This window comes from Acidimicrobiales bacterium (assembly GCA_034521975.1).
Classification (GTDB): domain Bacteria; phylum Actinomycetota; class Acidimicrobiia; order Acidimicrobiales; family SKKL01; genus SKKL01.
The window spans coordinates 163,953-187,408 of sequence record JAXHLR010000004.1; the positions used below are offsets into that span (position 1 = coordinate 163,953).

General features: G+C 69.8%; 21 protein-coding genes and 1 riboswitch. Of the genes, 6 read left to right on the plus strand and 15 right to left on the minus strand.

What is annotated here, in order from left to right; all coding sequences use genetic code 11:
- Window positions 1–17 precede the first annotated feature (17 nt).
- A complete protein-coding gene (locus U5K29_05165; protein ID MDZ7677917.1) occupies window positions 18–785 on the minus strand; it encodes a DNA-formamidopyrimidine glycosylase family protein in 768 nt (255 codons plus the stop codon).
- A gap of 67 nt (window positions 786–852) precedes the next feature.
- Here U5K29_05165 and U5K29_05170 point away from each other — a divergent pair, with 67 nt between their 5' ends.
- Genes U5K29_05170 through U5K29_05185 form a run of 4 tightly spaced genes read left to right on the plus strand, consistent with a single transcriptional unit; the run spans window position 853 to window position 5,226 of the window.
- Entirely contained in the window at window positions 853–2,130 is a 1,278-nt protein-coding gene (locus U5K29_05170; GenBank protein MDZ7677918.1) for an FAD-dependent oxidoreductase, read from the plus strand.
- On the plus strand, window positions 2,127–2,900 hold the full coding sequence (locus U5K29_05175) for a DUF1365 domain-containing protein (GenBank protein MDZ7677919.1): 774 nt from the start codon (window positions 2,127–2,129) through the stop codon (window positions 2,898–2,900). The genes U5K29_05170 and U5K29_05175 overlap by 4 nt, the downstream gene beginning before the upstream one ends.
- A complete protein-coding gene (locus U5K29_05180; GenBank protein MDZ7677920.1) occupies window positions 2,897–4,177 on the plus strand; it encodes a cyclopropane-fatty-acyl-phospholipid synthase family protein in 1,281 nt (426 codons plus the stop codon). Before U5K29_05175 ends, U5K29_05180 begins: the two co-directional genes overlap by 4 nt.
- A complete protein-coding gene (locus tag U5K29_05185; protein ID MDZ7677921.1) occupies window positions 4,174–5,226 on the plus strand; it encodes a cyclopropane-fatty-acyl-phospholipid synthase family protein in 1,053 nt (350 codons plus the stop codon). The genes U5K29_05180 and U5K29_05185 overlap by 4 nt, the downstream gene beginning before the upstream one ends.
- Window positions 5,227–5,369: 143 nt before the next feature.
- On the opposite strand, the gene U5K29_05190 is transcribed toward U5K29_05185, so the two are convergent.
- The 12 genes from U5K29_05190 to U5K29_05245 form a co-directional block, all read right to left on the minus strand.
- On the minus strand, window positions 5,370–6,542 hold the full coding sequence (locus tag U5K29_05190) for a PLP-dependent aspartate aminotransferase family protein (GenBank protein ID MDZ7677922.1): 1,173 nt from the start codon (window positions 6,540–6,542) through the stop codon (window positions 5,370–5,372).
- A complete protein-coding gene (locus tag U5K29_05195) occupies window positions 6,535–7,788 on the minus strand; it encodes a homoserine O-acetyltransferase (protein ID MDZ7677923.1) in 1,254 nt (417 codons plus the stop codon). The genes U5K29_05190 and U5K29_05195 overlap by 8 nt, the downstream gene beginning before the upstream one ends.
- Window positions 7,789–7,950: 162 nt before the next feature.
- A riboswitch (SAM-I-IV-variant riboswitch) is annotated at window positions 7,951–8,073 on the minus strand.
- Window positions 8,074–8,136: 63 nt separating this feature from the next.
- Window positions 8,137–9,750, minus strand: a complete 1,614-nt coding sequence (locus tag U5K29_05200) for an acyl-CoA synthetase (GenBank protein ID MDZ7677924.1) — start codon at window positions 9,748–9,750, stop codon at window positions 8,137–8,139.
- A gap of 65 nt (window positions 9,751–9,815) precedes the next feature.
- Window positions 9,816–10,487, minus strand: a complete 672-nt coding sequence (locus tag U5K29_05205; GenBank protein MDZ7677925.1) for an ABC transporter ATP-binding protein — start codon at window positions 10,485–10,487, stop codon at window positions 9,816–9,818.
- Window positions 10,488–10,499: 12 nt separating this feature from the next.
- Window positions 10,500–11,591, minus strand: a complete 1,092-nt coding sequence (locus U5K29_05210) for an ABC transporter permease (protein MDZ7677926.1) — start codon at window positions 11,589–11,591, stop codon at window positions 10,500–10,502.
- A complete protein-coding gene (locus U5K29_05215) occupies window positions 11,588–12,715 on the minus strand; it encodes an FtsX-like permease family protein (GenBank protein ID MDZ7677927.1) in 1,128 nt (375 codons plus the stop codon). The genes U5K29_05210 and U5K29_05215 overlap by 4 nt, the downstream gene beginning before the upstream one ends.
- 93 nt (window positions 12,716–12,808) lie before the next feature.
- On the minus strand, window positions 12,809–14,008 hold the full coding sequence (locus tag U5K29_05220) for a hypothetical protein (protein MDZ7677928.1): 1,200 nt from the start codon (window positions 14,006–14,008) through the stop codon (window positions 12,809–12,811).
- Between the two features lie 325 nt (window positions 14,009–14,333).
- Window positions 14,334–15,671, minus strand: coding sequence for a hypothetical protein (locus U5K29_05225; protein MDZ7677929.1), 1,338 nt, complete (start codon window positions 15,669–15,671; stop codon window positions 14,334–14,336).
- A 59-nt stretch (window positions 15,672–15,730) separates the two neighbouring features.
- A complete protein-coding gene (locus U5K29_05230) occupies window positions 15,731–16,363 on the minus strand; it encodes a TadE family protein (GenBank protein MDZ7677930.1) in 633 nt (210 codons plus the stop codon).
- Between the two features lie 58 nt (window positions 16,364–16,421).
- Window positions 16,422–17,588, minus strand: a complete 1,167-nt coding sequence (locus U5K29_05235) for a DEAD/DEAH box helicase (GenBank protein MDZ7677931.1) — start codon at window positions 17,586–17,588, stop codon at window positions 16,422–16,424.
- A 161-nt stretch (window positions 17,589–17,749) separates the two neighbouring features.
- Window positions 17,750–18,241, minus strand: a complete 492-nt coding sequence (locus U5K29_05240; GenBank protein ID MDZ7677932.1) for a glutathione peroxidase — start codon at window positions 18,239–18,241, stop codon at window positions 17,750–17,752.
- A 61-nt stretch (window positions 18,242–18,302) separates the two neighbouring features.
- Window positions 18,303–18,830: an adenylate/guanylate cyclase domain-containing protein gene (locus U5K29_05245; protein MDZ7677933.1), complete on the minus strand. Its 528-nt coding sequence runs from the start codon at window positions 18,828–18,830 to the stop codon at window positions 18,303–18,305.
- Window positions 18,831–18,867: 37 nt separating this feature from the next.
- Here U5K29_05245 and U5K29_05250 point away from each other — a divergent pair, with 37 nt between their 5' ends.
- Window positions 18,868–19,686, plus strand: coding sequence for a serine hydrolase domain-containing protein (locus U5K29_05250; GenBank protein ID MDZ7677934.1), 819 nt, complete (start codon window positions 18,868–18,870; stop codon window positions 19,684–19,686).
- 100 nt (window positions 19,687–19,786) lie between these two features.
- Window positions 19,787–20,782, plus strand: a complete 996-nt coding sequence (locus tag U5K29_05255) for an aminoglycoside phosphotransferase family protein (GenBank protein ID MDZ7677935.1) — start codon at window positions 19,787–19,789, stop codon at window positions 20,780–20,782.
- 7 nt (window positions 20,783–20,789) lie between these two features.
- On the opposite strand, the gene lgt is transcribed toward U5K29_05255, so the two are convergent.
- Both lgt and U5K29_05265 read right to left on the minus strand, forming a co-directional pair.
- A complete protein-coding gene (gene lgt / locus U5K29_05260; GenBank protein MDZ7677936.1) occupies window positions 20,790–21,647 on the minus strand; it encodes a prolipoprotein diacylglyceryl transferase in 858 nt (285 codons plus the stop codon).
- Window positions 21,644–23,455, minus strand: coding sequence for an acyl-CoA dehydrogenase C-terminal domain-containing protein (locus U5K29_05265; protein ID MDZ7677937.1), 1,812 nt, complete (start codon window positions 23,453–23,455; stop codon window positions 21,644–21,646). Before U5K29_05265 ends, lgt begins: the two co-directional genes overlap by 4 nt.
- Between the last annotated feature and the right edge of the window lies 1 nt (window position 23,456).

Below are 23,456 nucleotides of genomic sequence, written 5' to 3' on the forward strand. Positions count from 1 at the left end.
TGACGCGGCCCGGCCGGTCAACGCTGGTGCTCCGGGCACCACCAGGTGGTCCGGCCTCCCACCGTGTCGCGCCGCAGCGGTGTCCCGTCGCGGGGACAATGAGCCCCCGGCTGCCGCGACGTCTGCAGGTCCCCGGTATGGGACCCTCCACGCTCCCCCAGCTCGTCGAGTGTCCGGTGGAGATGGCGGTGGAGCCGACGCCGCTCGGCGGCGGTGAGCTCGCCGGCGGGGCGCCGCGGGTCGAGTCCGGCCCGCCACAGGATCTCGTCGGTGAGCAGGTTGCCGAGCCCGGCGAGGCGCTTCTGGTCCATCAAGCGAGCCTTGAGCGGCGCCGTGCCCCGCTCGAGCACCGCCTTGAGGTCGCCGACGGTCGCCCCGGCGGCATCGATGCCGAGCCGGGCCTCGTCGGGGTCGAGCTCGACCCAGCCAAGGCGCCGCGGGTCGGTGACCACCAGGCTGCCCCCTCCGTCGAACCACAGCCCGAACCGGTGCCACTCGGGCAGGTCCTTGGGGCTCGAGTACTCGAGCTGGTCGATCGACGCCGATCCGTCGACCAGGAGCCGGCCGGTCATCCCGAACCGGAGCCCGAGCGTTCCGGCGTCGGTGTCGATCAACAGGAGCTTGCCGATCCGCCGGACACCGTCGACCGCCGCCCCGGGAAGGTCGCCCGATGGCCGCTCGCCCCGCCAATACGCGGGGTCGAAGAGCTCGACCGCCTCGATCCGGCGCCCCTGGACCACCACGGCCTGTTGACGGTAGGCCTCCACCTCGAGCAGTTCCGGCACCGGCGGAGGGTAGCGAGATTTCGCGATCCGTCGCATCCGGGGCCCGCTCCTGCTACGGAATGGGTGCATGAAGCTCGCGATCGTCGGCACCGGCATCTCCGGACTGGCCTGCGCGCACCGACTCCACCGTTCACATGAGGTCACCCTGTTCGAGGGGGCCGACCGCGTCGGGGGCCACAGCAACACGGTCCGGGTCGACCTGGCCGACGAGACCCACCACGTCGATACCGGGTTCATCGTCTACAACGAGGCGAACTACCCGCGCTTCACCCGGCTGCTGGCCGAGCTCGGCGTCGAGACCCAGCCGAGCGAGATGAGCTTCAGCGTGCGCAACGAGCGCACCGACCACGAGTGGTCCGGGTCGAGCCTCGACGGGCTGTTCGCCCACCGGGGTGATCTCGTCCGTCCTCGCCACTGGCGGATGCTGGCCGACATCCTCCGCTTCAATCGGGCGGCCCACGCCCTGCTTGCCACCACCGCATCGACCGAGCCGGGCCCCACCCTCGACGAGTTCCTCACCGAACACCGCTTCCGCGGCGCCGTGGTGGAGGACTACGTGGTCCCCCTCGGCGCATCCATCTGGTCGGCCGATCCGACGACCTTCGGCCGCTACCCGTCGGCGTCGCTGTTCCGGTTCCTCGACAACCACGGCCTGCTCTCCCTCGGTGGCCGCCCGGCGTGGCGGACCGTCACCGGCGGATCGGCGCAGTACGTGGATCGCCTCGTCGCCCCGTTCCGCGACCGCATCCGGTTGGGTCAGGGGGTCGAGAAGGTGGTGCGCGACCCCGATGGTGGGGACGGTGGGGTGGAGCTGGTGACCGCGGACCATGAGCCCGAGCGGTTCGACCAGGTGATCCTCGCCTGTCACGCCGACGAGGCGCTGGAGCTGCTCGGCGACCCCACCCCTGCCGAGCACGAGATCCTGGGGGCGATCCGGTTCCAACCCAACGTGGCCACGTTGCACACCGGCACCGCGATGCTGCCCCGGTCGCCGCGTGCCTGGTCGAGCTGGAACTACCACGTGACGGTCGAGGAGCGGAGGCGTCCGACCCTCACCTACTGGATGAACCGTCTCCAGTCGCTCGACTCGGCCCACGAGATCTGTGTGACGCTGAACCGCCCCGACGAGATCAACCCGTCCACCGTGCTCGGTCAGTTCGAGTACAGCCATCCGGTCTATGACCCCGGCACCCTTGCCGCCCAGGCCCGGCGCCACCAGATCCAGGGTCGCCGCAACACCTGGTTCGTGGGGGCCTGGTGGGGGTATGGCTTCCACGAAGATGGGGTGGCCAGCAGCGACGAGGTGGCCGCCGCCCTCGTCGATCAACATCGGAGACGGCCATGACCGCAGGCAGTGCCGGAGGGATGATCTGGACGGGCAGCGTGTGGCACCAGCGCTCGTCCCCGAGCCGCCACCGGTTCGACTACCGGATGTGGTGGGCCGACCTCGACCTCGACCGGATCGACCACACCCTCGATCACCTCCGGATGCTCGGAACCGGGCGCGGCCGCCCGCTGCGCTTCGAACGCCGCGACTACCTCGGCGACCCCGCGACCGACCTGGCCACCGAGGTGCGCGACCTGGTCGAGCATCGCACCGGCACCCGGCCGCACGGCCCGATCCGCCTGGTCGGGCACCTGCGCACCCTCGGCTGGTGCTTCAACCCGATCGTGCTCTACCTCTGCCACGACGCCGACGGAACCCTGGCGTGGATCGTCGCCGACGTCACCAACACGCCATGGAAGGAGCGTCACCAGTACGTGCTGCCTGCCGACGCCACCGGTGTGCACGGCCACGTCGAGGACAAGGCGTTGCACGTCTCGCCGTTCATGGGCATGGACCAGCACTACCGATTCGACATCGACGTCTCCGGCGAGCGGTTGCGGGTCCGGGTCGCGACCATCGACGGCGACACCGAGCCCTTCGCCGCCGGGGTCGACCTGACCTCCCGACCGATGACCGACCCGGCGCTGCTCGCCAGCCTGGCCCGCCACCCGCTGCTCACCATGCGGGTCTCGCTCGGCATCCACACCCAGGCGCTTCGACTGTGGCGCAAGCGGGTGCCCCTCCACCCCCACCCCGACCGTCACGGCCAGGAGGTCCCGTCGCGGTGAGCACCTCGGTTCGACCCACGTCCCGACGTCCCCACCCCCGGCGCACCAACCCGGCCGACCACGCCGCGCGGAGTGCCATCTTCGCCCTGCTCGACCGCATCCAGCAGGGCCGGATCACCGTCGAGGACCCCATCGGCACCCGCACCTTCGGCCCGCCGGACAGCAACCTGGCGGTGACCGTGGCGGTGCCGGCGATCGCGACCTACCGCGCGGTCCTCCTCCGGGGAAGCGCGGGCATGGGAGAGGCCTACGTCGACGGCTGGTGGGACTGCGACGACCTGCCGACGCTGGTGCGGATCCTGGCCCGCAACCTGCCCCGCCTCGATCGCGTCCGCAACGGGATCGATCGGTTCGTCTCCCCCGCCACCGACCTCGTCCGTCGTCTCCGCCCCGAGGACCCCCACCGCGACCGGCTCAACATCTCGGCCCACTACGACCTGGGCAACGAGTTCTTCGAGCTGTTCCTCGACGACACGATGATGTACTCCTCGGCCTGGTTCGCCGATCCGGCCGACACCCTCGCCGACGCCTCGACCGCCAAGCTCGAGCGCATCTGCGCCAAGCTCGACCTCGGCCCCGACGACCACGTCGTCGAGATCGGCACCGGCTGGGGTGGCTTCGCCGTGCACGCCGCCCGCGAGCACGGGTGCCGGGTCACCACCACCACCATCTCGGCCGAACAGGAGCACCACGCCCGCCGGCGGGTGGCCGCCGAGGGCCTCGACCACCTGGTGACGGTGCTGGGCGACGACTACCGCGATCTGGCCGGCACCTACGACGCGCTGGTGTCGATCGAGATGATCGAGGCGGTCGACTGGCGAGAGCACGACCGGTTCTTCGCCACGTGCGGGCAACTGCTGCGACCCGGCGGACGGATGGCCCTGCAGGCCATCGTGTTGCCCGACCAGCGCTACGAGCGGGCCAAGACCACCCAGGACTTCATCAAGCGGTACGTGTTCCCCGGCGGCTGCCTGCCGTCGGTCGAGGCCATGGTCCGCTCCACGGCCCGCTCCACCGATCTTGCCCTCACCGGTCTGGAGGACATGGGCCAGCACTACGCCTTGACCCTGGCCCGCTGGCGCGAGCGTCTGTTCAAGCAGGAGGCCCGGCTGGGCGACCTGGAGATCGACGAGGCGTTCCTGCGGCTGTGGGACTTCTACTTCGCCTACTGCGAGGGTGCCTTCGCCGAGCGCTACGTCTCGGTGGTGCAGGCGACCTTCGCCCGCCCCGACTGGCGCCCCGCCGCCATCGCCGCACCCACCAGATCGGGCCGATGAGCGCGGTGACGCCGGGCGCGGCGTGGTGGGAGCCGGTGATCGATCATGGGCTGGTGCCCGACCCGTTGCTGCGACGGATCATCACCGCCAGGGTCGCGGCCAAGGTGCGCCACGAGACGCGGGGCAGCGTCGACGAGCGTTCCGAGCGCCTCCGGTCGTTCATCGAGGCCCGCACGAAGGGGCCGGTGACCCGTCACGTCGATGACGCCAACCGCCAGCACTACGAAGTGCCCACCTCGTTCTTCGAACAGGTCCTCGGACCCCGGCTGAAGTACTCGGCCGCGATCTGGCCCGCCGGGGTGGACGATCTCGCCGACGCCGAGGAGGCCACCCTCGCCCTCACCGCCGCCAGAGCCCGTCTCTCCGACCGTCAACGGGTACTCGAGCTGGGATGCGGCTGGGGGTCGCTGTCGCTCTGGATGGCCGAGCGGTATCCCGGGTCCGACATCGTCGCGGTGTCCAACTCGGCCACCCAGCGGGCCCACATCGAAGCCCGGGCCGCCGACGCGGGGGTCGACAACCTCACCGTGGTCACCGCCGACATCGCCGACTTCGAACCCGAGGGCACCTTCGACCGGGTCGTGTCGGTGGAGATGCTCGAACACGTGAACAACCACGGGGAGCTGCTGGTCCGCATCGCCCGTTGGCTCGAGCCCGACGGTCTGGCGTTCGCTCACGTGTTCGCCCACCGCGAGATGGGGTGGGAGTTCGACGCGGGATCGGCCGGCGACTGGATGGGCCGCTACTTCTTCACCGGCGGGGTGATGCCCTCTGATGACCTGCTCCCTCGCGTGGCCTGCGACCTCGACCTGGTCGATCACTGGCGACTCTCGGGGCGCCACTACCAGCGGACGCTCAACGCGTGGCTCTCCCGCTTGGACCAGCGCCGCGACGCGGTGTTGCCGATCCTGGCCGCCACCTACGGTGCCGATCGAGCCGAGGCCTGGTTCCACCGCTGGCGGGTGTTCTTCATGGCCTCGGCCCAGCTGTGGGGCTACCGGCGCGGCAACGAGTTCCTCGTCAGCCACTACCTGTTCCAGCCCCGTTGACCTGATCCTGCTGCGCGGCAGCTGCACCCATGGGCGCGTCAAGTGCTCTCCAGCAGCAGTTCGCGCGCCCATGGGCGCGTGGACTGCTGTCGGTGGCGGAACTGATGTTTCTGGTGGGAGCGCCAGGAGCAGCGGCCGCGGGCTCAGGTCGGGATGCGGTCGAGGGCGGCGAGCACGTCGGCGACGAGATCGTCGGCGTGCTCGAGGCCCGCCGAGAGGCGCACCGTGCCCGGGCTGATGCCGGCCGCGGCCAGCTCATCGGGGGTGAGGCCCACGTGGGTGGTCGAGGCCGGGTGGGTGACCAGGGTCTCGGGGCCGCCGAGCGAAGGAGCGAGCTGGCACAGCTCGGTGGTCTCGACGAACACACATCCGGCCTGGTAGCCGTCGGCCAGGTCGAAGGTGACCAGCCCACCGAAGTGGTCCATCTGCGCCTTGGCGAGGTCGTGCTGTGGGTGCGACGCCAGTCCCGGGTAGCGGACCCGGGCCACCTTGGGGTGGGCTTCGAGCACCTCGGCCAGGCGGTGTGCGGTCTCGCACTGGCGCTCGAACCGCACCCCGAGGGTGCGCAGGCCGCGCAGGCCGTTCATGGCGTCGAACGGCGAGGCGTTGGCCCCCTGGAGCACCGCGAAGCCCCACAGCCAGGTGAGCAGCTCCTCGCTGCCGGCCACGACCCCGAGACTGGCGTCGTTGTGGCCGCCGATCGTCTTGGTGGCCGAGTGGATCACCAGGTCGACCCCGTGCTCGAGCGGGCGCTGGGCGAGCGGGGTGGCGAAGGTGGAGTCGACCACGGTCATCGGCCCGGCAATCTGGCCCACGGCGTCGAGGTCGACGATGTCGAGCTGGGGGTTGGCCGGGGTCTCGGCGAACACCAGCACCGTCTTGCCCGGACGAACCGCCTCGGCGAAGGCTCCGGGCTCGGTGCCGTCGACGAAGGTGACGTCGATCCCGAACCGGGGACACGCCGCCTGCAACAGCAGCTGGGTTCCGGCGTAGAGCTGGCGCTGGGCAACGATGTGGTCGCCCGCCGAACACAGACCGAGGATGATCGCGCTGACCGCACCCATGCCCGAGGCGAACGCTCGGGCCGACTCGGCCCCTTCGAGGTCGGCGATCGCCTGCTCGAACGCACAGACGGTGGGGTTGCCGTAGCGGGTGTAGAAGCGCGGTGCCCCGGCCACGGTGGCCATGCGCCGGCTGTCCTCGACGGTGGGGGTGACGAAGGTGGTGGTGGCCCAGAGGATGGGAGCCAGGGCGGTGTCGTTGTCGTCGCGACCGCCGCGAATGGCGCGGGTCTCCAGGTGGAGGAGCTCATCCATGCTTGTCGGCCTCGTCGAGCAGTGCGGTCAGCGGCGGTCCGACCTGTTCGGGTTCGAGGAGGAAGCCGTCGTGGCCGTGGGGGCTGGAGATGCACACGTGGTCGAACAGCCGACCCCGCTCCGCCAGCTCGTCGCGCAACAGCTCCTGTTGGTAGGGGGGATAGAGGGTGTCGGAGTTGATGGCGAGGGTCAGCACCGGGGCTGCCACCCGGTCGAGCGCCCGGGCGGTGTCGCCGCGCTTGCGGGCCAGATCGTGCAGGTCCATGGCCTTGTTCAACAACAGGTAGGAGTTGGCGTCGAAGCGCCGGACGAGCTTCTCGCCGTGGTAATCGAGGTAGCTCTCGACCTGGAAGCGGTCCCAGAGCTCGAGGCGGTCGACCGGCTCGACGGTGCGGCGATCGAAGCGCTCCTGGAACACCGGTTCGCTGCGATAGTGGATCTGGGCGATCTGGCGGGCCAGCGAGAGACCTTCGTGGGGACCGTCACCGGGTTCGGCGTCGTAGTAGTCACCGTCGCGCCAGCGGGGATCGTTGGCCACCGCGTGACGGCCCACGTGGCTCCAGGCGATCTGTTGGGCACTGGCCGCGACCGAGGTGGCCAGCGCGCCCACCGCCCGGACCCGGTCGGGGTACATCACCGCCCACTCGAGGGCCTGCATGCCGCCCATCGACCCGCCGACGACGGCCAGCCACCGCTCGATGCCGAGGTGGACCTGCAGCGCCGCCTGGGTGCGGACCATGTCGCGGATCGTGACCACCGGGAAGCGGGCGGCGTAGGGGCGACCGGTGGAAGGGTCGATCGAGGCGGGTCCGGTGGTGCCCTGACAACCACCGAGCACGTTGACACACACCACGAACCACCGGTCGGTGTCGATGGCCTTGCCCGGTCCGACCAGATCGTCCCACCATCCCATCACCGGGTGCCCGTGCCCGCTCGATCCCGCCACGTGCGAGTCGCCGGTGAGGGCGTGTTCGACGAGCACGGCGTTGGTGCCCTCGGCGTCGAGCTCGCCCCAGGTCTCGTAGGCGATGTCGACGCCCCGGAGCACCCCACCGCCTTCGAGGGCGAAGGGCCGCTCGGCGGGCAGGTGGAAGAACCGGCGACGTCCGACCTCGTCGCCGGGACGCCAGGCGCCGGTGGCCGGCAGCCGGCTGGGATGGGTCTGGGGGCGACCCGATCGCGCCAGGTGGTTGTCGGCGCCGGCGGGCGCAGCGAGGTCGCCGTTGGTGGTGGGGTCGGTGGTCACCGGCTCGTTCTCCGGCGACGGATGGAGGCGCGCACGCGCACGCCGTGAGCGTAGCGGTGAGTGCCTCTCCATCCCATGCTCCTCCATCGAGTTCGTCGGTCGCACTCGGGAGCTGACTCTGTGGGATGGACGCCCGTTGGCCGGTGGAACGGGCGGGATCTCGCCCGGACGCTTCGTTGCCGAGTGTTGGCCACTCGACCACATCCCCACCGAGGTGGGAGGCACCTTGGGCGTCCAGTCCCAGGTTGCCGAGCCCGACCGTGCGGGCCACTCCTGATGCGCCCTCCAGCTTCGCGGGCGCCGAGGCGTGCGTCAAGCACAACGGACCGTGGTCGAGCCCGACGATGCTCAGCCGGTGCCGACCACCTCGCGCGCCTGGGCGGTGAGGCGCTTGTAGTCGACCTTGCCGTTGACGGCCCGACCGATGGTCTCGACCACGACCAGGTGCCGCGGCGCCTTGTAGGCGGCGAGGCCCCCCTTCACGTGGGCGCTGAGCTCGTCGAGGGTCGGAGCCTGGCCGCCCGCGGCGGGTTCGACCACGGCGCAGATGGCTTCGCCGAAGCGCTCGTCGGGTACGGCGACACACACCGCATCGTTCACCGTCGGGTGCCGCTTGAGCGCCTCCTCGACCTCTTCGGGGTAGACCTTCTCGCCCCCGGTGTTGATGCAGACCGACCCCCGGCCCAACAGGTTGAGGGTGCCGTCATCGTTGACCGTGGCCCAGTCGCCGGGGATCGAGTATCGAACCCCGTCGACGGTCCGGAACGTGGCGTCGGTCTTGGCCTGGTCCTTGTAGTAGCCGACCGGGATCGCACCGCCGACCGCGACCATCCCCGCCTCACCCGATCCGGGCGCCACCTCGCGGCCGTCGTCGGTGAACACCTTGCAGCGGGGCCCCACCCTGAACTTGGCGGTGGACTCGGTGCGGTCGGCACTGGACACCGACGCGCCCATGCCGAGCGCCTCGGAGGACGCGAAGTTGTCCGACAGCGTCACCTGGGGGATGTGGCCGATGAGACCGTCCTTGACCTCCTGGCTCCACATGACACCCGAGGAGATCATGGCCACCACGCTGGAGAGGTCGTAGCGGTCGCGGTTGGCGTCGAGCTCGGCCAGCATCGGCTTGGCGAAGGCGTCGCCGACGATGGAGAGGACGTTGACCGAGCGCTCGTCGACGACCCGCCACAGCTCGGCGGAATCGAAGTGGCGGCTGGGCAGGGCGACGACGGCTCCGCCGAGCTGCATGATGCCGAAGGCGCTGAACTGACCGGTGCCGTGCATCATGGGGCAGGCCACCAGCAGGCTCACCCCGCCGGTCGCCCGCTCGGCGATGTCGTCGAGCGACTCGGCCGGTGCGCTACCGACGAGAGCGTTTCCGCCGCGGCCGAGCACGGTGAACAGGTCGTCCTGGCGCCACATGACGCCCTTGGGCATGCCGGTCGTGCCGCCGGTGTAGAGCATGAGGATGTCGTCGCCGCTGCGCCCCCAGGGCGGCACGACCCGGTCGGCTCCCTCGCCGACCAGGGCCTGGTAGTCGGCGGCCCACGGTGGGATGCCGCTGCCGGTGTCGTCGATGGCGTACCAGCGCCGCACGGCGGGCAGCTCGCCGCGGATGCGGTCGATGAGCTCGGCGAAGCTGGTGTGAAAGACCACGGCCTCGGCGTCGGCGTTGTCGAACAGGTAGGCGACCTCGTCGGGCCCGTAGCGGTAGTTGGTGTTGAACGGCACCATCGCCGCCTTGAACGAGCCGTGGACGATCTCGAAGTACTCGGGGCAGTTGTAGAGGTAGACGCCGACCTTGGACTGCTGTCCCAGACCGGCGTCGAGCAGATCTGCCGCCAACGCGTTGGCTCGACGGTCGAAGTCGCCCCAGGTGCGGACCACCTCGCCCTGGATCTGTGCCGGGGCGTCGGGCACCGCGCCCGCGACCGCCTCGAACACGTCGCCGAAGTTCCAGCTCACATGGTCCCCTCTCGTCCCGATTCCGGCCCGAGGGTACCGGAGCTGCGAGGCCGGGATGACACCGCTCAGGCGGTGAGCATTCCGTCGCTGATCTCGACGCGGCGGTCGGCGTGGTGGGTCATGCGGGTGTCGTGGGTGACGATGATCGCTGCCGTGCTGCGGCTCTTGACCTCGCTGGTGATGAGCTCCATCACCTGTTCGCCGAGCTTGGTGTCGAGCGCGGAGGTGGGCTCGTCGATGAGCACCAGCGACGGCTCGTTCATCAGGGCGCGACCGATCGCCACCCGCTGGCGCTCACCACCGGAGAGCTCGCCCGGCAGGTTGCCGGACCGGTCGGCCAGTCCGAGCTCGTCGAGCAGCGTGTCGGCCCGCCGACGGCTCTCCTTGGTGTCGCGTCGACCCATCTCGGCCACGACGAGGAGGTTCTCCCTGGCGGTGAGGAACGGGATGAGGTTGACCGACTGGAACACGAACCCGACCTGGTCGCGGCGGAACCGGGTGAGGCCCTTCGCGTCGAGCGACGAGACCTCCTCGCCGTTGATGACCACCGACCCCGAGGTCGGTGTCAACAGTCCCCCGGCGATCGACAACAGGGTGGTCTTGCCCGAACCCGACGGTCCGACCAGGGCCAGGATCTCGTCGTCGCCGAGGGTGAGGCTGGCGTGGTCGAGGGCGACGACCTGGCTCGGACCCGAGCGGTAGGTCTTGCGGACATCGTTCATCTCGAGCGCGGGCATGGGGTCTCCGGATCAGCTGATGGCGGCGGCAGGGTCGATGCGGATCACCCGGCGGAGGGTGATCGATCCACCCACCAGGGCGGTGACGAGCATCCCGACAGCCACGAACGCGGCGCGGGACGGCTCGAGCAGAAGTGGGATGTCGGGGGGGACGACCTGGGCCAGGCCGAGCGAGATGACTCCCCCGAGCACGAACGCCCCGGCGGTGACCACGACGGCCTGGACCACGAGACCGGCGAAGATCTGGCCCGACGACGAGCCGATGGCCTTGAGCACCCCGTACTGGGCGGTGCGTTCGATGGTGACGAAGGCGAAGAAGAGGGCGACGACCAGTCCGGCGACGACGAAGGTCACGGTGATGATCTGGTTGAACGTGGTGGACTGCTCGGTCACCCCTGGCATGGCATCGATCGCCGCGTCGACGGTGAGGGTCGAGGTGGCGCCTCCGGTGGCGTCGTCGATGTTCGCCGCGACCATCGACGGGTCGCCGCCGTCGACCTCGACGGCCAGAGCCTGGAACGCCCCGTCGGGGAGGGCGGCGTCGGGACGCGAGCGGGCGAGCACCTCGCGCCAGGTGCCGGGTTCGACGAGCAGCCCGCCCTGGAGCAGGTAGGCCAGATCCTCGACCCAGCCCACGACGGTGACCGGCACCTGCTCGGGGCCGACCTCGACGGTGTCGCCGACCTCGACGCCAACGGCTTCGAGCCGGCGGTCGGCGAAGGCCTCACCGGGGCCGGGTGGCTCGGGCACGCCCGCGATCGCGCCCTCGTAGCCGATGACGGTGGCGTCGCCCAGTTCGCCGTCGACGGCCCGGAACCCGACGAGCGCGACACCGATGCCGTGGGTCGCGTCGACCCCGTCGACGTCCTCGACCGTGGAGCGCAGCTCGCCGTCGATGCGGGAGCGAACCAGCGATTCGCTCGAATCGGCCGAGTAGACGAGCAACTCGGACTGCTGCTGGCGATAGAGGCCGGTGGATCCGAGGTAGAGCCCGTCGAGCAGGCCCCCGAGCAGCAACAGGAGCACGACGAGCAGGGTGAGGGCGGATCCGGCGACGGCGAAGCGGCCCGGGCGGCGCCACAGCTCTCGGAGCGCGATCCTCACTCGAGTCCTCCGAGGGTCTGGCCGTTGACGACGGTGGTGGCATCGAGGCGGGCCACGCGCCGCATCGAACCCACCGACGAGACCGCGGCGAGCACCAGGACCGCCAGGCCGGTGCCGGCGATGAGGACGGGATCGGCCGAGATGGGGAACGCCTCTCCCGAGGCGAGGCTCGCCCCGACGAGCATCGCGGCACCGAGGGCGATGCCGAGGGCGGTGACCATCACGACCTGGGCGACCACCGAGCGCACCAGGCTGGCGGTCGAGTAGCCGAGCGCCTTCAACAGGCCGAGCGCGGGGAGCTTCTGCACGGTGATGATGAGGAAGAAGAACCCGACGACCAGGGTCACCACGACGAACGAGAGCAACAAGATGAGCCCGAACGACTGGCTCACCGCCGAGACGCCGGGCAGCGAGTCGACCGCGGTGGCACGATCGAGCGCCTCGACCCCCGCCACCTGGGCGGTGATGCGCTCGGCCACCGCGGCCGCATCGGCCCCGGCGGCCAGGTGGACGAGGGCGGCCGAGGGCAACAGGGCGGGGGCATCGGGGTTGACGGCGCGGGCTGCGGCCTCCCAGGTCGGGTAGTCGACGAACATGACCGGCTGCACACTGAAGCGGCTGTCGGCGGCGAGGCCGACGACGGTGATGGTGACCGATCCCCCGGCGAGGTTCACCTCGTCGCCGATGTCGAAGCCCGCCGAGGCGTCGACCGCGCTGGCGACCGCCTCGAACCCGGATTCGGGGAGGCGACCCTCGACCAACCGTGTCGGTTCGCCCGGCCCTCCGAGCTCGTAGCCCCAGATGGCGGCATCGGTCTCGTCGCCGCCGGCGATCACCGTGAAGGTCCCCTGCCCCAGCGGGCCGACCTCGCCGACGCCCTCGATCCCGGCGATGGCATCGATCTGTTCCTCGGTCACCCGGGAACCGGCCAGGTTCTGCCGGGCCTCCTCGTTGTAGACCACGACCTCGCCGGACTGGTGCTCGAGGGCGCCGGTGAAGTAACCGACGAGCGTGCCGAGCAGGGTCTGCTGGAACAGGATGAGGAACACGAGCAGCCCGACCGCTCCCGAGAGCAGCCCGAAGCGAAGCTTGGCTCGACGGATCTCTCGCAGCGCCAGCTTCATCGGGCAGCAGTATCACCCGCCAAGAGCTCGGTTCCACAACCGGGGAGCGATCCCGGCGCGGCGCGATCGGTGGCCGTCGCGCGGCTGTGGCGCTCAGAGCAGGTTCGCCCACCACTCGGTGATCATCGGGTCACAGCCGTAGGCGGCGGTCATGTGCTCGCCCGCGACTCGCAGGTCATCGAGGCAGAGTCGGCCGTGCTGCTGGTGGGCTGCGGCCAGCAGGTCGGCCGCCGCTGCCCACCGGTTCGAGTCGACGGGCAGGGGCAGGCCTTCGACCTGGCGGGCCGAGAGCTTGATGGCGGTGGCCGACAGCGCCGCGCCGGTGTAGCGGGCACGGGCCCAAGCCGTGACCGGGGGTGCCAGGAGGACGGCGAGGGCCCGCCACAGGTCGTCGCCGTCGACGTGGGCGGCGATGACCGGTGTCGACGGGATGAGCTCGCCAGCCGGGTCGGGGGCGGCTTCGATCACCTTGGTCTGGGTGGCGACGAGCAGCTTGGGTCGCCGGCGCTGGTTCACCCACCGACCAAGGGGAGCCGCGGGATCGAGGCGGGTGAGGTCGACCGCAGGGCGGGCCCAGGTGATGCCGCCCATGCGCGCCGGTCGTCGGCCCCATGCCACCGAGCCGGGGTCGATCAGCCCGCTGGTGACGAGTGGCGCCAGTCCATCGTGGCCGGTGTCGCCGTCGGGGTGTTCAGCGACCAGAGGCGCCAGACCGTAGAACTGCTCGCGGAACCCTGCGGTGGCCGAGACGAGCTCACCGAGGGTGCCCAGCTCGGGGAGGTCCACCTCGGGGATGTCGAAGGCGGGGGCGGCCAGGTGGCTCCAGGTGGGGGCGTCCATGAGCTGGTCGCTGTCGACCTGTGCCGGTTCGATCGGGTCGAACCGCTCCCCCACCCACCGCCGCACCGGGCGACGTCGGGGACCGGATCGGTCGAGGATGACGGCGCAGACCTGCACCTGGGCGTCGGGGAACACGAAGTCGGGGCAGATCCACAGGCCTTCGAGGGTGGCCAGCTCGAGCACCCGCCGCCGCGCCGGGGCGGCGTCGCGGGCGGCGAGGAACGACAGGGGCATGATGAGCGCCACGCGGCCGGTCGGGGCCGCCATCTCGCAGGCGGCGACCAGGAACAGCGAGGCGGTGTCGACATAGCCCCGGGCCAGGTCGGGCCCGTAGCGCTCGCCACGAGCTGGGCCCGCTCCTCGGGTTGCAGCCAGGTCTCGGCCTGCAGCTGGCCCCGGAACGGCGGGTTGCCGATCACCAGGTCGAACCCCTCGGGCGGCGCGTCCGGCCAAGCGTCGAGCCCCTCCAGGAGGGTGTTGGCGCGGATCCACTGTGCCAGCGCGCTCAAGCCGACCGGTTGTCCAGCCTCGAGATCAGCAGCGAACCCCACAGTGCTCCCCGCCCGCATGGCGGCATCGAGGAGCCGTCCGTCACCAGCTCCGGGGTCGGCGACGGTACGAGCCGACCGCTCGCTCAGCCCAGTCCTCGCCAGCCACTCCGCCACCGGTAGAGGGGTGAGGAACCTTCCTTGTCCACGGGCGACGGACCGCACCGTGGCGATCATACGGCGACCAGCTCCTCATGCTCGCTGCAAGCCACTCCGGACTGAAAAGCTGCTCAGTCCCAGAGACCCATGATGTCCTCAGGCTCATACTCATCCGCGTCGTCAGGGACGTTGATGGTCAGGTCGAAGTTGCCATTCAGCTCGACAAGACTCGACACGACGATGCCGTTCACGTTGATCTGACCGTTGCCGGAGAAGTCCACCTTGCCGGCCGGGGCGTAGATCGAGCCGATCTCGGAGAAGTCGCTGGTGCCGTTCACCGTGAGGGTGCTGGTGTTGTTCGGATGCTGGAAGATCGAGATTCCGGCATAGGGTCCGGTCGACGGAGGCGGGATGTAGAGGTTGGAGGTGCCATTGAACTGGCTGCTCCCGGCGGCAATGAAGAACGTCACCCCGTCGCAGCCTTCACCGTGGGGCACCGAGGTTGGGGTGCCGGTGTTGGCGCAGATCACCTGGGTGTTGGAGTTGACCGTGAAGCTGCCATCCATGTAGTAGAGACCTGGCCTGAGGACCAAGGTTCCTGGAGGGGTGTTCCCACAGTTGACATAGCGACCGGGTTCCATGACCCGTGGGCCCGGGGGGCCTCCGCCACTGCTGGGGCAGGTACGGAGCGGGTGGTCCGATGCATTCGGGATCGGTGTGCCCGCCAGCGGATCATCGAAGTGTGGGATCCCAGTGTGCGGTGTGGTCTCGGTGCACTGTGTGGTCTGAGTTAGGGGGTCGCAGGGCGCGAGGGCGGTACCGCCGACCACCCCGATATAGGCAGCCTCGAGACGCCAAGATGCGCCGTTGGCGGCCATTGCTCCCGATTCACAGTCCGAGTTGACCATGACCGCTCCGTCGGAGGTGAGGACGGTGTCGCTGTTGCCGCTGAACAGGATCCCCGGGCATGCGGTCTTGTTGAGGCTGACCAGGCCCATGCCGAACCCACCAGCTGCGTTCTGCCGGTAGCCCACCGAGGTGCGGCACACCGTCGGGGCGGTGGCACCGAAGACGCCACCGAAGAACGTCTCCGATGGGCGACACACCTGCACGTAAATCAGGTTGTGGGGCTCGGGTGAGGGATCGGGCATCGCGTAGGGGGTGGCGACCACGATGTCGACACCCTGCACCGAGAAGCAAGCGGCGTCAGGAGGGACCGTTCCGGAGCAGTCCACCTCGGTCAGCCCGGCCGTCGAGCCGAAGCTGTTCGTTGCCACGTACTCGGCTGCAACCTCGCGGGCCCGCTCGGCGTCGTCGGGGTCGGGGGCCGGTACCGGCAGCTCTGCTGCTGCGGCCAACGCCGACGCGTCTCCGACCCCCTGCGCCTGGCGTGCCTCCTGCCGCGAGAACCCGTGGTCAATGGCGAACGCCGCCATCCCGGCGACGACGACCATGAAGACCGCGACCAAGACGAGAACGACACCTCGGTCCCGTTCCTGCCCGACCATGGGGCGCCACATTCGAGCGATCAGTTGCACAATGCCTCCCAACCCGACCCGGCCGGTGGCGAGTCGCCACCTGATGTCAGCCCGTCCAACTGGCGTTCTGCCCTCATCTCGATCGACGAGCTGATCACCCGTCCATCGATGAAGGGGCCCATCAAACCAGAGTAGGAGCTCAGCTCCTTGGCCACACAGACCTCGACCACTCCGAAGTCTCGAGCTTCGTCGGGGTCTCCTTCGGTGAAGTTCACCCGCACCAGCGTGCCGTCCACGCTCGTCCGGGCCTTCGTCAGGCAGACGACCTGGTCCACAGGCCCTCCAGACGCGCACTCAGCCCGACCACCGGAGTAGTCGGCGACGACGGCCTGGCGGGCGCCTTCCCGGGCGCCCTGGCGGAGGGATTGGTAGTCATTGAGGGTGAGGCCGAATTCGACGATGCCGAACATGAACAGCGCCAGGATCGGCAGGACGAGCGCGAACTCAACGAGGGCGGCGCCCTCGTCCTCGGCCGATCTGCGGCGTCGCAGCAATCGTCTTCGTTTGGTGGCTTCTGTGCCGCTCATAGCTACCTGGTTTCCCTCGCCGGGGCCATAGAGGTGGACCCGTACACAGGAGTCATCGCCGCTGCTACGGCGCCAGATATGGGCCGAACGGACCAAACAACACGCACAGCTACCAAATCCGGTCGCGCTGACCGCGCAGGGTGGGGATCTGGCCCTAGGCGCTGACGGAGCTGGGATCCCAGGCGACCAGATCGGACAGGCGCGGATCGTTCGAGAACATCTCGACGATCGGGATGTTGAGCCCGACCCGCTTCTGGAGCCGCTTCACCTCGAGCTCTTGGTCCCACAGCACGAGGGTGACCACCAGGCCGGCCGAGCCGGCACGCGCGGTGCGTCCCGAGCGGTGCAGGTAGGTCTTGTGGTCCTCGGGCGGGTCGTAGTGCACCACGACGTCGACGTCGTCGACGTGGATCCCACGAGCCGCAACGTCGGTGGCCACCAGCGCCACGAGCTTGCCCTCCTGGAAGTCGGACAGCGCCCGCTCGCGGGCCACCTGGCGGAGGTCGCCGTGGATGGGGGCGACCTTGACGCCCTCCTTCTGCAGCGCTTCGGCCAAGCGGTCGGCCCCCCGCTTGGTGCGGCTGAACAACAGGGTGCGCGACGACGACCGGGCGATGGAAGCCGCCACCTTGGCCTTGTCCATCTGGTGGACCTGGATGAACCGGTGCTCCATCCGATCGACCGACTCGGCCTCGGCCGCGACCGAGTGCACGACGGGATCGGTCTGGTACCGCTGGATCAGCCCGTCGACCGCACCGTCGAGGGTGGCGGAGAACAACAGGGTCTGGTCGACCGACTTGGCGTGGCGCAGCACCCACTCGACCTGGGGCATGAACCCCATGTCGGCCATGCGGTCGGCCTCGTCGATGACGATGTGGGTGACCGCGGCGACGGTGACCTCGCCCCGCTCGATGAGATCGATCATGCGCCCGGGGGTGGCGATGACCAGGTCGACGCCCTTCTCGAGCTTGCGGATCTGCTTGTCGATGTCGGAGCCGCCATAGATGGCGGTGACGTTCAAGCCTCGGGTGGCGGCCAGCGCGTCGAGCTCGTCGCGGACCTGCACGGCCAGCTCGCGGGTCGGCACCAGGGCGATTCCGGTGGGGCGGCCCGGCTCGGCCTTGCCGAGCTGTTCGATGACCGGGATGCCAAAGGCCAGGGTCTTGCCCGACCCGGTCTTGGCCTTGCCGCAGATGTCGCGGCCGGCCAGCCCGTCGGGGATGGCCATGGACTGTATGGGAAAGGCGGTGGTGATGCCGCGCTCGGCGAGCGCGTCGCAGAGGTCGGCCGAGACGCCGAGTGAAGAGAAGGTGGGTGGCACAGATGCTCCAGACAGGTTCAGGGGCACTCGCCCCTCGGATGAAGACTCGAAGTGGGCCTTCTGCCGAGCGGACGGGCGACACACTGGCCCGCGATGGAGATGGCCCTCGAGGGCGACCGACCGGCCGCTCCCTCGGATCATCACCCTAGCCGAACCACGGCTCAATCAGGCAGATGGGCCTCGATCGCCTCGACCACCGCAGGATCGTCGGGCTCGGTGAGGGGCCGGAAGCGCTTCACCACCTCGCCCTCGGGCGACACGAGGAACTTCTCGAAGTTCCAGGCGATGTCGCCTGCCTTGCCCTCGTCGTCGGGCGCCTTGGTCAGCTCCTGGTAGAGCGGGTGCCGAGCCTCGCCGTTGACGTCGAGCTTCTCGAACATGGGGAAGGTGACCCCATAGGTGGTGCTGCAGAAGGTGGCGATCTCGTCGGGGCTGCCGGGCTCCTGTTCGCCGAACTGGTTGCAGGGGAACCCCAACACCGCGAACCCCCGGTCGGCGTAGCGCTCGTGCAGCTCCTCGAGGCCGCTGTACTGGGGGGTGAGGCCGCACTTGGAGGCCACGTTCACCATCAGGGTCAACTTGCCCTGCTGGTCGGCGAGGCTGGGTGTGGAGCCCCCGTCGAGCGCGGCGATGGGTGTCTCGTACACAGACATGGGGTCCCTCCCGGGAGGTGGATCGGCCGGGCGATGCCCGGGGCGCGCGTGCGCGAACGGTTCAGGAACGAATCGCCTGTAGGTCAACCACCTCGACCGGGCGGTTCATTCCCTTGAGGCTGATGTGATCGACCGCATCCGGCGGATAGGAGCGCTCGACCATGTCGACCGGGGCCAGCACCTGGCGTGGACCGGCCAGGTCGCACAAGCGGGCGGCGATGTTGACCGCCCGCCCGATGTAGTCGTCGCCCTCGAACAGGATCACGTCGCCGCTGGCCATCCCGGCCCGCAACGGAAGGATGGACCCGCCCTCCTGCATCCGGCGTTCGATCTCGAGCACGGCCTCGACGAGCGGCTCGGTCTCGATGCTGACGATCATGGCGCCGTCACCCAACCACTTGGCGACCCGGACCCCGTTGAACCCCGCAACCCCACGCACGGCGTTGCGGAACAGGGTGAGCACCTCGACCGCCTGCTCGTCGCCTTGGGTGTCGGTGAGGCTGGTGAAACCGGACAGGTCGACGAACGCGAAGCTGCGGCGCACCCGGCGCCCGGCAGCACCTGGCTGGTAGGGAGAAGGGTCGGTCACGGCTCCGACCCTACAGCGACGCTAGCGTGCCGAGGTGATGGACCTCTTGTCCTCGATCCACCAGTGGCCGGTGGATCGTGTCGCCGCCGCGGTCGTGCTCCCCGACCGACACATCACCACCGACGGCGACCTCGACGCCCGGTTCGAGTGGGCGTCGTTGACCAAGCCGCTCGTCGCCGTCGCCGCACTCGTCGCGGTCGAAGACGAGTCGATCGACCTCGACGAGCCCGCTGGGCCACCGGGGTCCACGGTCCGTCACCTGCTGGCCCACGCCTCGGGACTCGACACCGACACCGACGAGGTGCTGGCGGACCCGGGCACCCGACGCATCTACTCCAACACCGGGTACGAACAGCTCCGACTCCTGCTCGAGGCCCGCACCGAACTGGGCATCGACACCTACGTCGCCGAAGCGGTCCTGGCTCCGCTCGACATGTCCTCGACCACCCTCGCCGGCCGGGCGCACACCGGAGCGACCGGCACCATCGACGACCTGGCCCGCTTCGCCTCCGAGCTCATGGCCCCGACCTCGACCCTCCTCGCCCCCGCCACCCGCGAGCTGTTGACCACGGTCGCGTTCGCAGGCCTCGAAGGCGTGTTGCCCGGGTTCGGGGTGCAACCGCACAACGACTGGGGGCTCGGCCTCGAGCTGGCCGACGACAAGCATCCGCACTGGTCCCCGGCAGAGGCCTCGCCCACCACCTTCGGCCACTTCGGACGATCGGGGTCGCTGCTGTGGGTCGACCCCGAGGTTCCGGTGGCGCTGGCGGTGCTCGGCGACCGGCCCTTCGACTCGTGGGCGCCGCCGTTGTGGCGCGAGCTCGGCTCCGCCGTGATCATCGAGGCCCGAGCGTGAGCCCGGTCGTGGCGACGAACACCGAATGTGGGGCGAGTCGTCAACACCGGCCACACGCTGCCGATTGGAGCACCGCTGTGGTGAACTCAGGAGTGGGACGGTGAGCAGCTTCGCGATCGCTCGAGCACGTCGCGCCCTGCAGGCGGCCTTCCTCGACATCGACATGCCGTTGCAGCGGGCCAGCAGCGTCACCAACGAGGTGTGGATCGCGGACGAGTACGTGATCCGGGTCAACCGTCGCCTCGATCCGCGCCTGCGGCGCGAGGCCGCCCTGGCACCACACCTGCCCCCCGAGATCCAGTACCCCGAGATCGTCGCCTACGGCGGCAAGCCCGGCTCGGACTGGCTGATCCTCAAGCGCGTGCCCGGCGACGTGCTGTCGCGGTGCTGGCCGGCGATGTCGGCCACCGAGCGTCGCGAAGCCATCCATCAGCTGGCGGGAGCGTTGCGAGCGTTGCACGGCACCGTCACCCCGACCGATCTTCCCGACATCGACAGCACGGTTCCCCAGCTGCTGTCGGACCGCACCTTCTCCCCCGTCATGCCCCTGTTGGTCGCGGTCGACCGCCTCCGCGAGCTCCCCCACATGGACCCCGGCCTCCTCGACCGCACCGATGCGCTGGTGACCACCACCGCCAAGTCGCTCACCCCCTTCGACGCCAACACCCTCGTGCACGGCGACCTCACCTTCGAGAACATCCTGTGGGACGGTCGGCGCATCACCGCCATGCTCGACTTCGAGTGGGCGCGATCGGGCCCCGCCGACCTCGACCTCGACGTGCTGCTGCGATTCTGCGCCCTCCCCCATCTCCACGTTGCCGAGGACTACGAGCACCTCACGCGGTCCGAGGACTACCGGGAGGTCCCCTGGTGGCTGGCCGAGGACTACCCCGAGCTGTTCGACTTCCCCAACCAGTTCGACCGGGTGCGCCTCTATGCCATCGCCTACGACGTGCGTGACCTGCTCCTGCACCCCCCGGCCGAGCCGGTCGGCGACCTCTCCCAGCATCACGCCTACCATCGCCTGGAGGCCACCGTGAACGGGACGAGCTACCTCAACCGCCTGGCCGAAGACCGCCCCGTCTCCACCCTGTGAGCCGACGTCACGACTCGACGGCCACCTCGGGACGGTTCCAGTAGGGGCGCTCGTCGACCTCCTCGCCGGCCCGTCGACGCCCCAGCACCACCAGCACCAGGCCGGTGACGAGGCCCACGATGCTGACCCACACGTTGATCCGCACGCCGAGCACCAGGCTGGCCGGATCGACCCGCAGCAGCTCGATACCGAGGCGGGCCAGGAAGTAGCCCCCCGCGTAGGCGGCGAGCAGGAAGCCCGGCCGCAGCCGGCCCGTTCGGTTCAGCCAGATCAAGAACAGGCACAGCCCCAGGTTCCACAACGACTCGTAGAGGAACGTGGGGTGGAAGGTGGCGTGGTCGGCGTAGTCGGTGGGACGGTGCGCGGGGTCGATCTCGAGTCCCCACGGCAGCTCGGTCGGCCGGCCGAAGAGCTCCTGGTTGAACCAGTTCCCCCACCGACCGATGGCCTGGGCCAGGGGCAGAGCGGGCACGGCGGCGTCGAGCACGACCGGGATGCGGATTCCGCGCCGATGGGCGACCCACAGTCCCACCGCGACACCCAGCGCCATGCCGCCGGGGATGCCGAGGCCCCCCTCCCAGATCTTGACCGCGTCGAACCAACGCCCCTGGTAGCTCTGCCAGTCGGTGATGACGTGGTAGAGGCGTGCGCCGATCAGGCCGGCGGGGACGGCCCACATGGCGACGGTGGCGATCTCGTCGTGGTCGCCGCCCTTGCCCTCCCACCGTCGTTGGGCGAGCCAGACCGCGGCCACGACACCGAGCGCGATCATGAGCCCGTATGCCCGCAGGTCGAGCGGCCCGAGCGACAACGACCCGCTCGACGGGCTGGGGATGGACCCGACGATGGCTCCGGCGAGGCTCACGGGGCGAGGGCCGAGGGGTCGGTGGAGGTGAGCGCGCCAGCACCGGCGGTGACCGCAGGGAGCAGACCACGAACCTCGCCCGTGAGCTGTTCGAGGAAGAACCGCGCCACCGCGACCTTGCCGTCGTAGAACTCGCGGTCGGCGTCGCTGGTGGCATCGGCGCGACGTCGGTCGGCAGCCAGGGCCTGGCGGGCCATGAGCCAACCGCCGGTGGTGACCGACAGCATCCGCAAGTAGGGGGTGGCCGCCGCCAGCGCGTTGTTGGGATCGTCGAGGCCGTGCTCGATCAGCCAGGTGGTCGCGGCGTCGGTGGCCTCGATCGCCGCCACCAGCTCGTCGCGGGCCAGGTCGAACCCGGTGTCGGCCGCGCCGAGCTCGTCGGCCACCGCGCGAATCCGGGCCAGGTGGTCGGTGACCACTCCCCCGCCCCGCATCGGCAGCTTCCGGCCCACCAGGTCCATGGCCTGGATGCCGTTGGTGCCCTCGTAGATCGAGGCGATGCGGGCGTCACGGTAGTGCTGGGCCATGCCGGTCTCTTCGATGTAGCCCATGCCGCCGTACACCTGGATGCCGAGCGAGGTGACGACCGAGCCCAGGTCGGTGCACCACGCCTTGGTCAGCGGGATGAGCAGGTCGACCAGCTCGGAGGCAGCGGTGCGGTCGGCTTCGTCGGGCTCGTGGTGGGCACGGTCCATGGCCTCGGCGTTGACGTAGATGAGCGCCCGCATCGCGTCGGTGTAGGCCTTCATCGTGAACAACATGCGGCGCACATCGGGATGCTCGATGATCGGCGAGCTGGTGCCTCGGGGCGCACCCACCGCCCGCCCCTGCACCCGCTCGCCGGCGAAGGCGATGGCGGGCTGCCACGCCCGCTCGGCGATCGACAGACCCTCGACGCCGACCGAGAGCCGGGCGGTGTTCATCATGGTGAACATGTAGGACATGCCTGCGTTCTCGTCGCCGATGAGGTAGCCGACCGCGCCGTCGTCCTCGCCGAAGGACAGCACGCAGGTGGGGCTGGCCTTGATGCCCATCTTGTGCTCGATGGAGACGCACCGCACGTCGTTGCGGGCGCCGAGGCTGCCGTCGGCCTCGACCAGGTACTTGGGCACGATGAAGCACGAGATGCCCTTGGTGCCGGGAGGCGCATCGGGGGTGCGGGCCAGCACGAGGTGGACGATGTTGTCGGTGAGGTCGTGCTCGCCGTAGCTGATGAAGATCTTGGTGCCCGAGAGCCGCCAGGTGCCGTCGGCGGCGGGTTCCGCGCGAGTGCGCAAGGCCCCGACGTCGGAGCCGGCCTCGGCCTCGGTGAGGCACATGGTCCCGGCCCACTCGCCGCTGATCATCTTCGGCAGGTAGGTCTGTTGCTGTTCGACCGAACCGTGGTGGGTCAACATGTCGATGGCGCCCTGGGTGAGCAGCGGGCACATCGAGAACGACATGTTGGCGCTGGTGAGCAGCTCCTGCAGGACGATGGTGACGAGCCACGGGAAACCGCCGCCACCCAGCTCGGGGGCGAAGGAGACACCGCCCCAGCCGGCCTCGACGTAGCGGCGATAGGCGTCGACGAACCCCGGTGGGGTGGTGACCGTGCCGTCGTCGTGGTGGGTGGACCCGTGCTCGTCACCGGGCCGGTTGGTCGGCGCGAGGACCTCGGCCATGAACCGTCCGGCCTCGTGCACCGCGGCCTTGACCGTGTCGGGGTCGGCGTGGGCGAAGGGTTCGAGCGATGCCAGCCGACCGAGATCACAGAACTCGTCGAGCACGAACTCGATGTCGCGGAGCGGTGGTTGGTAACTGTCGGTCATG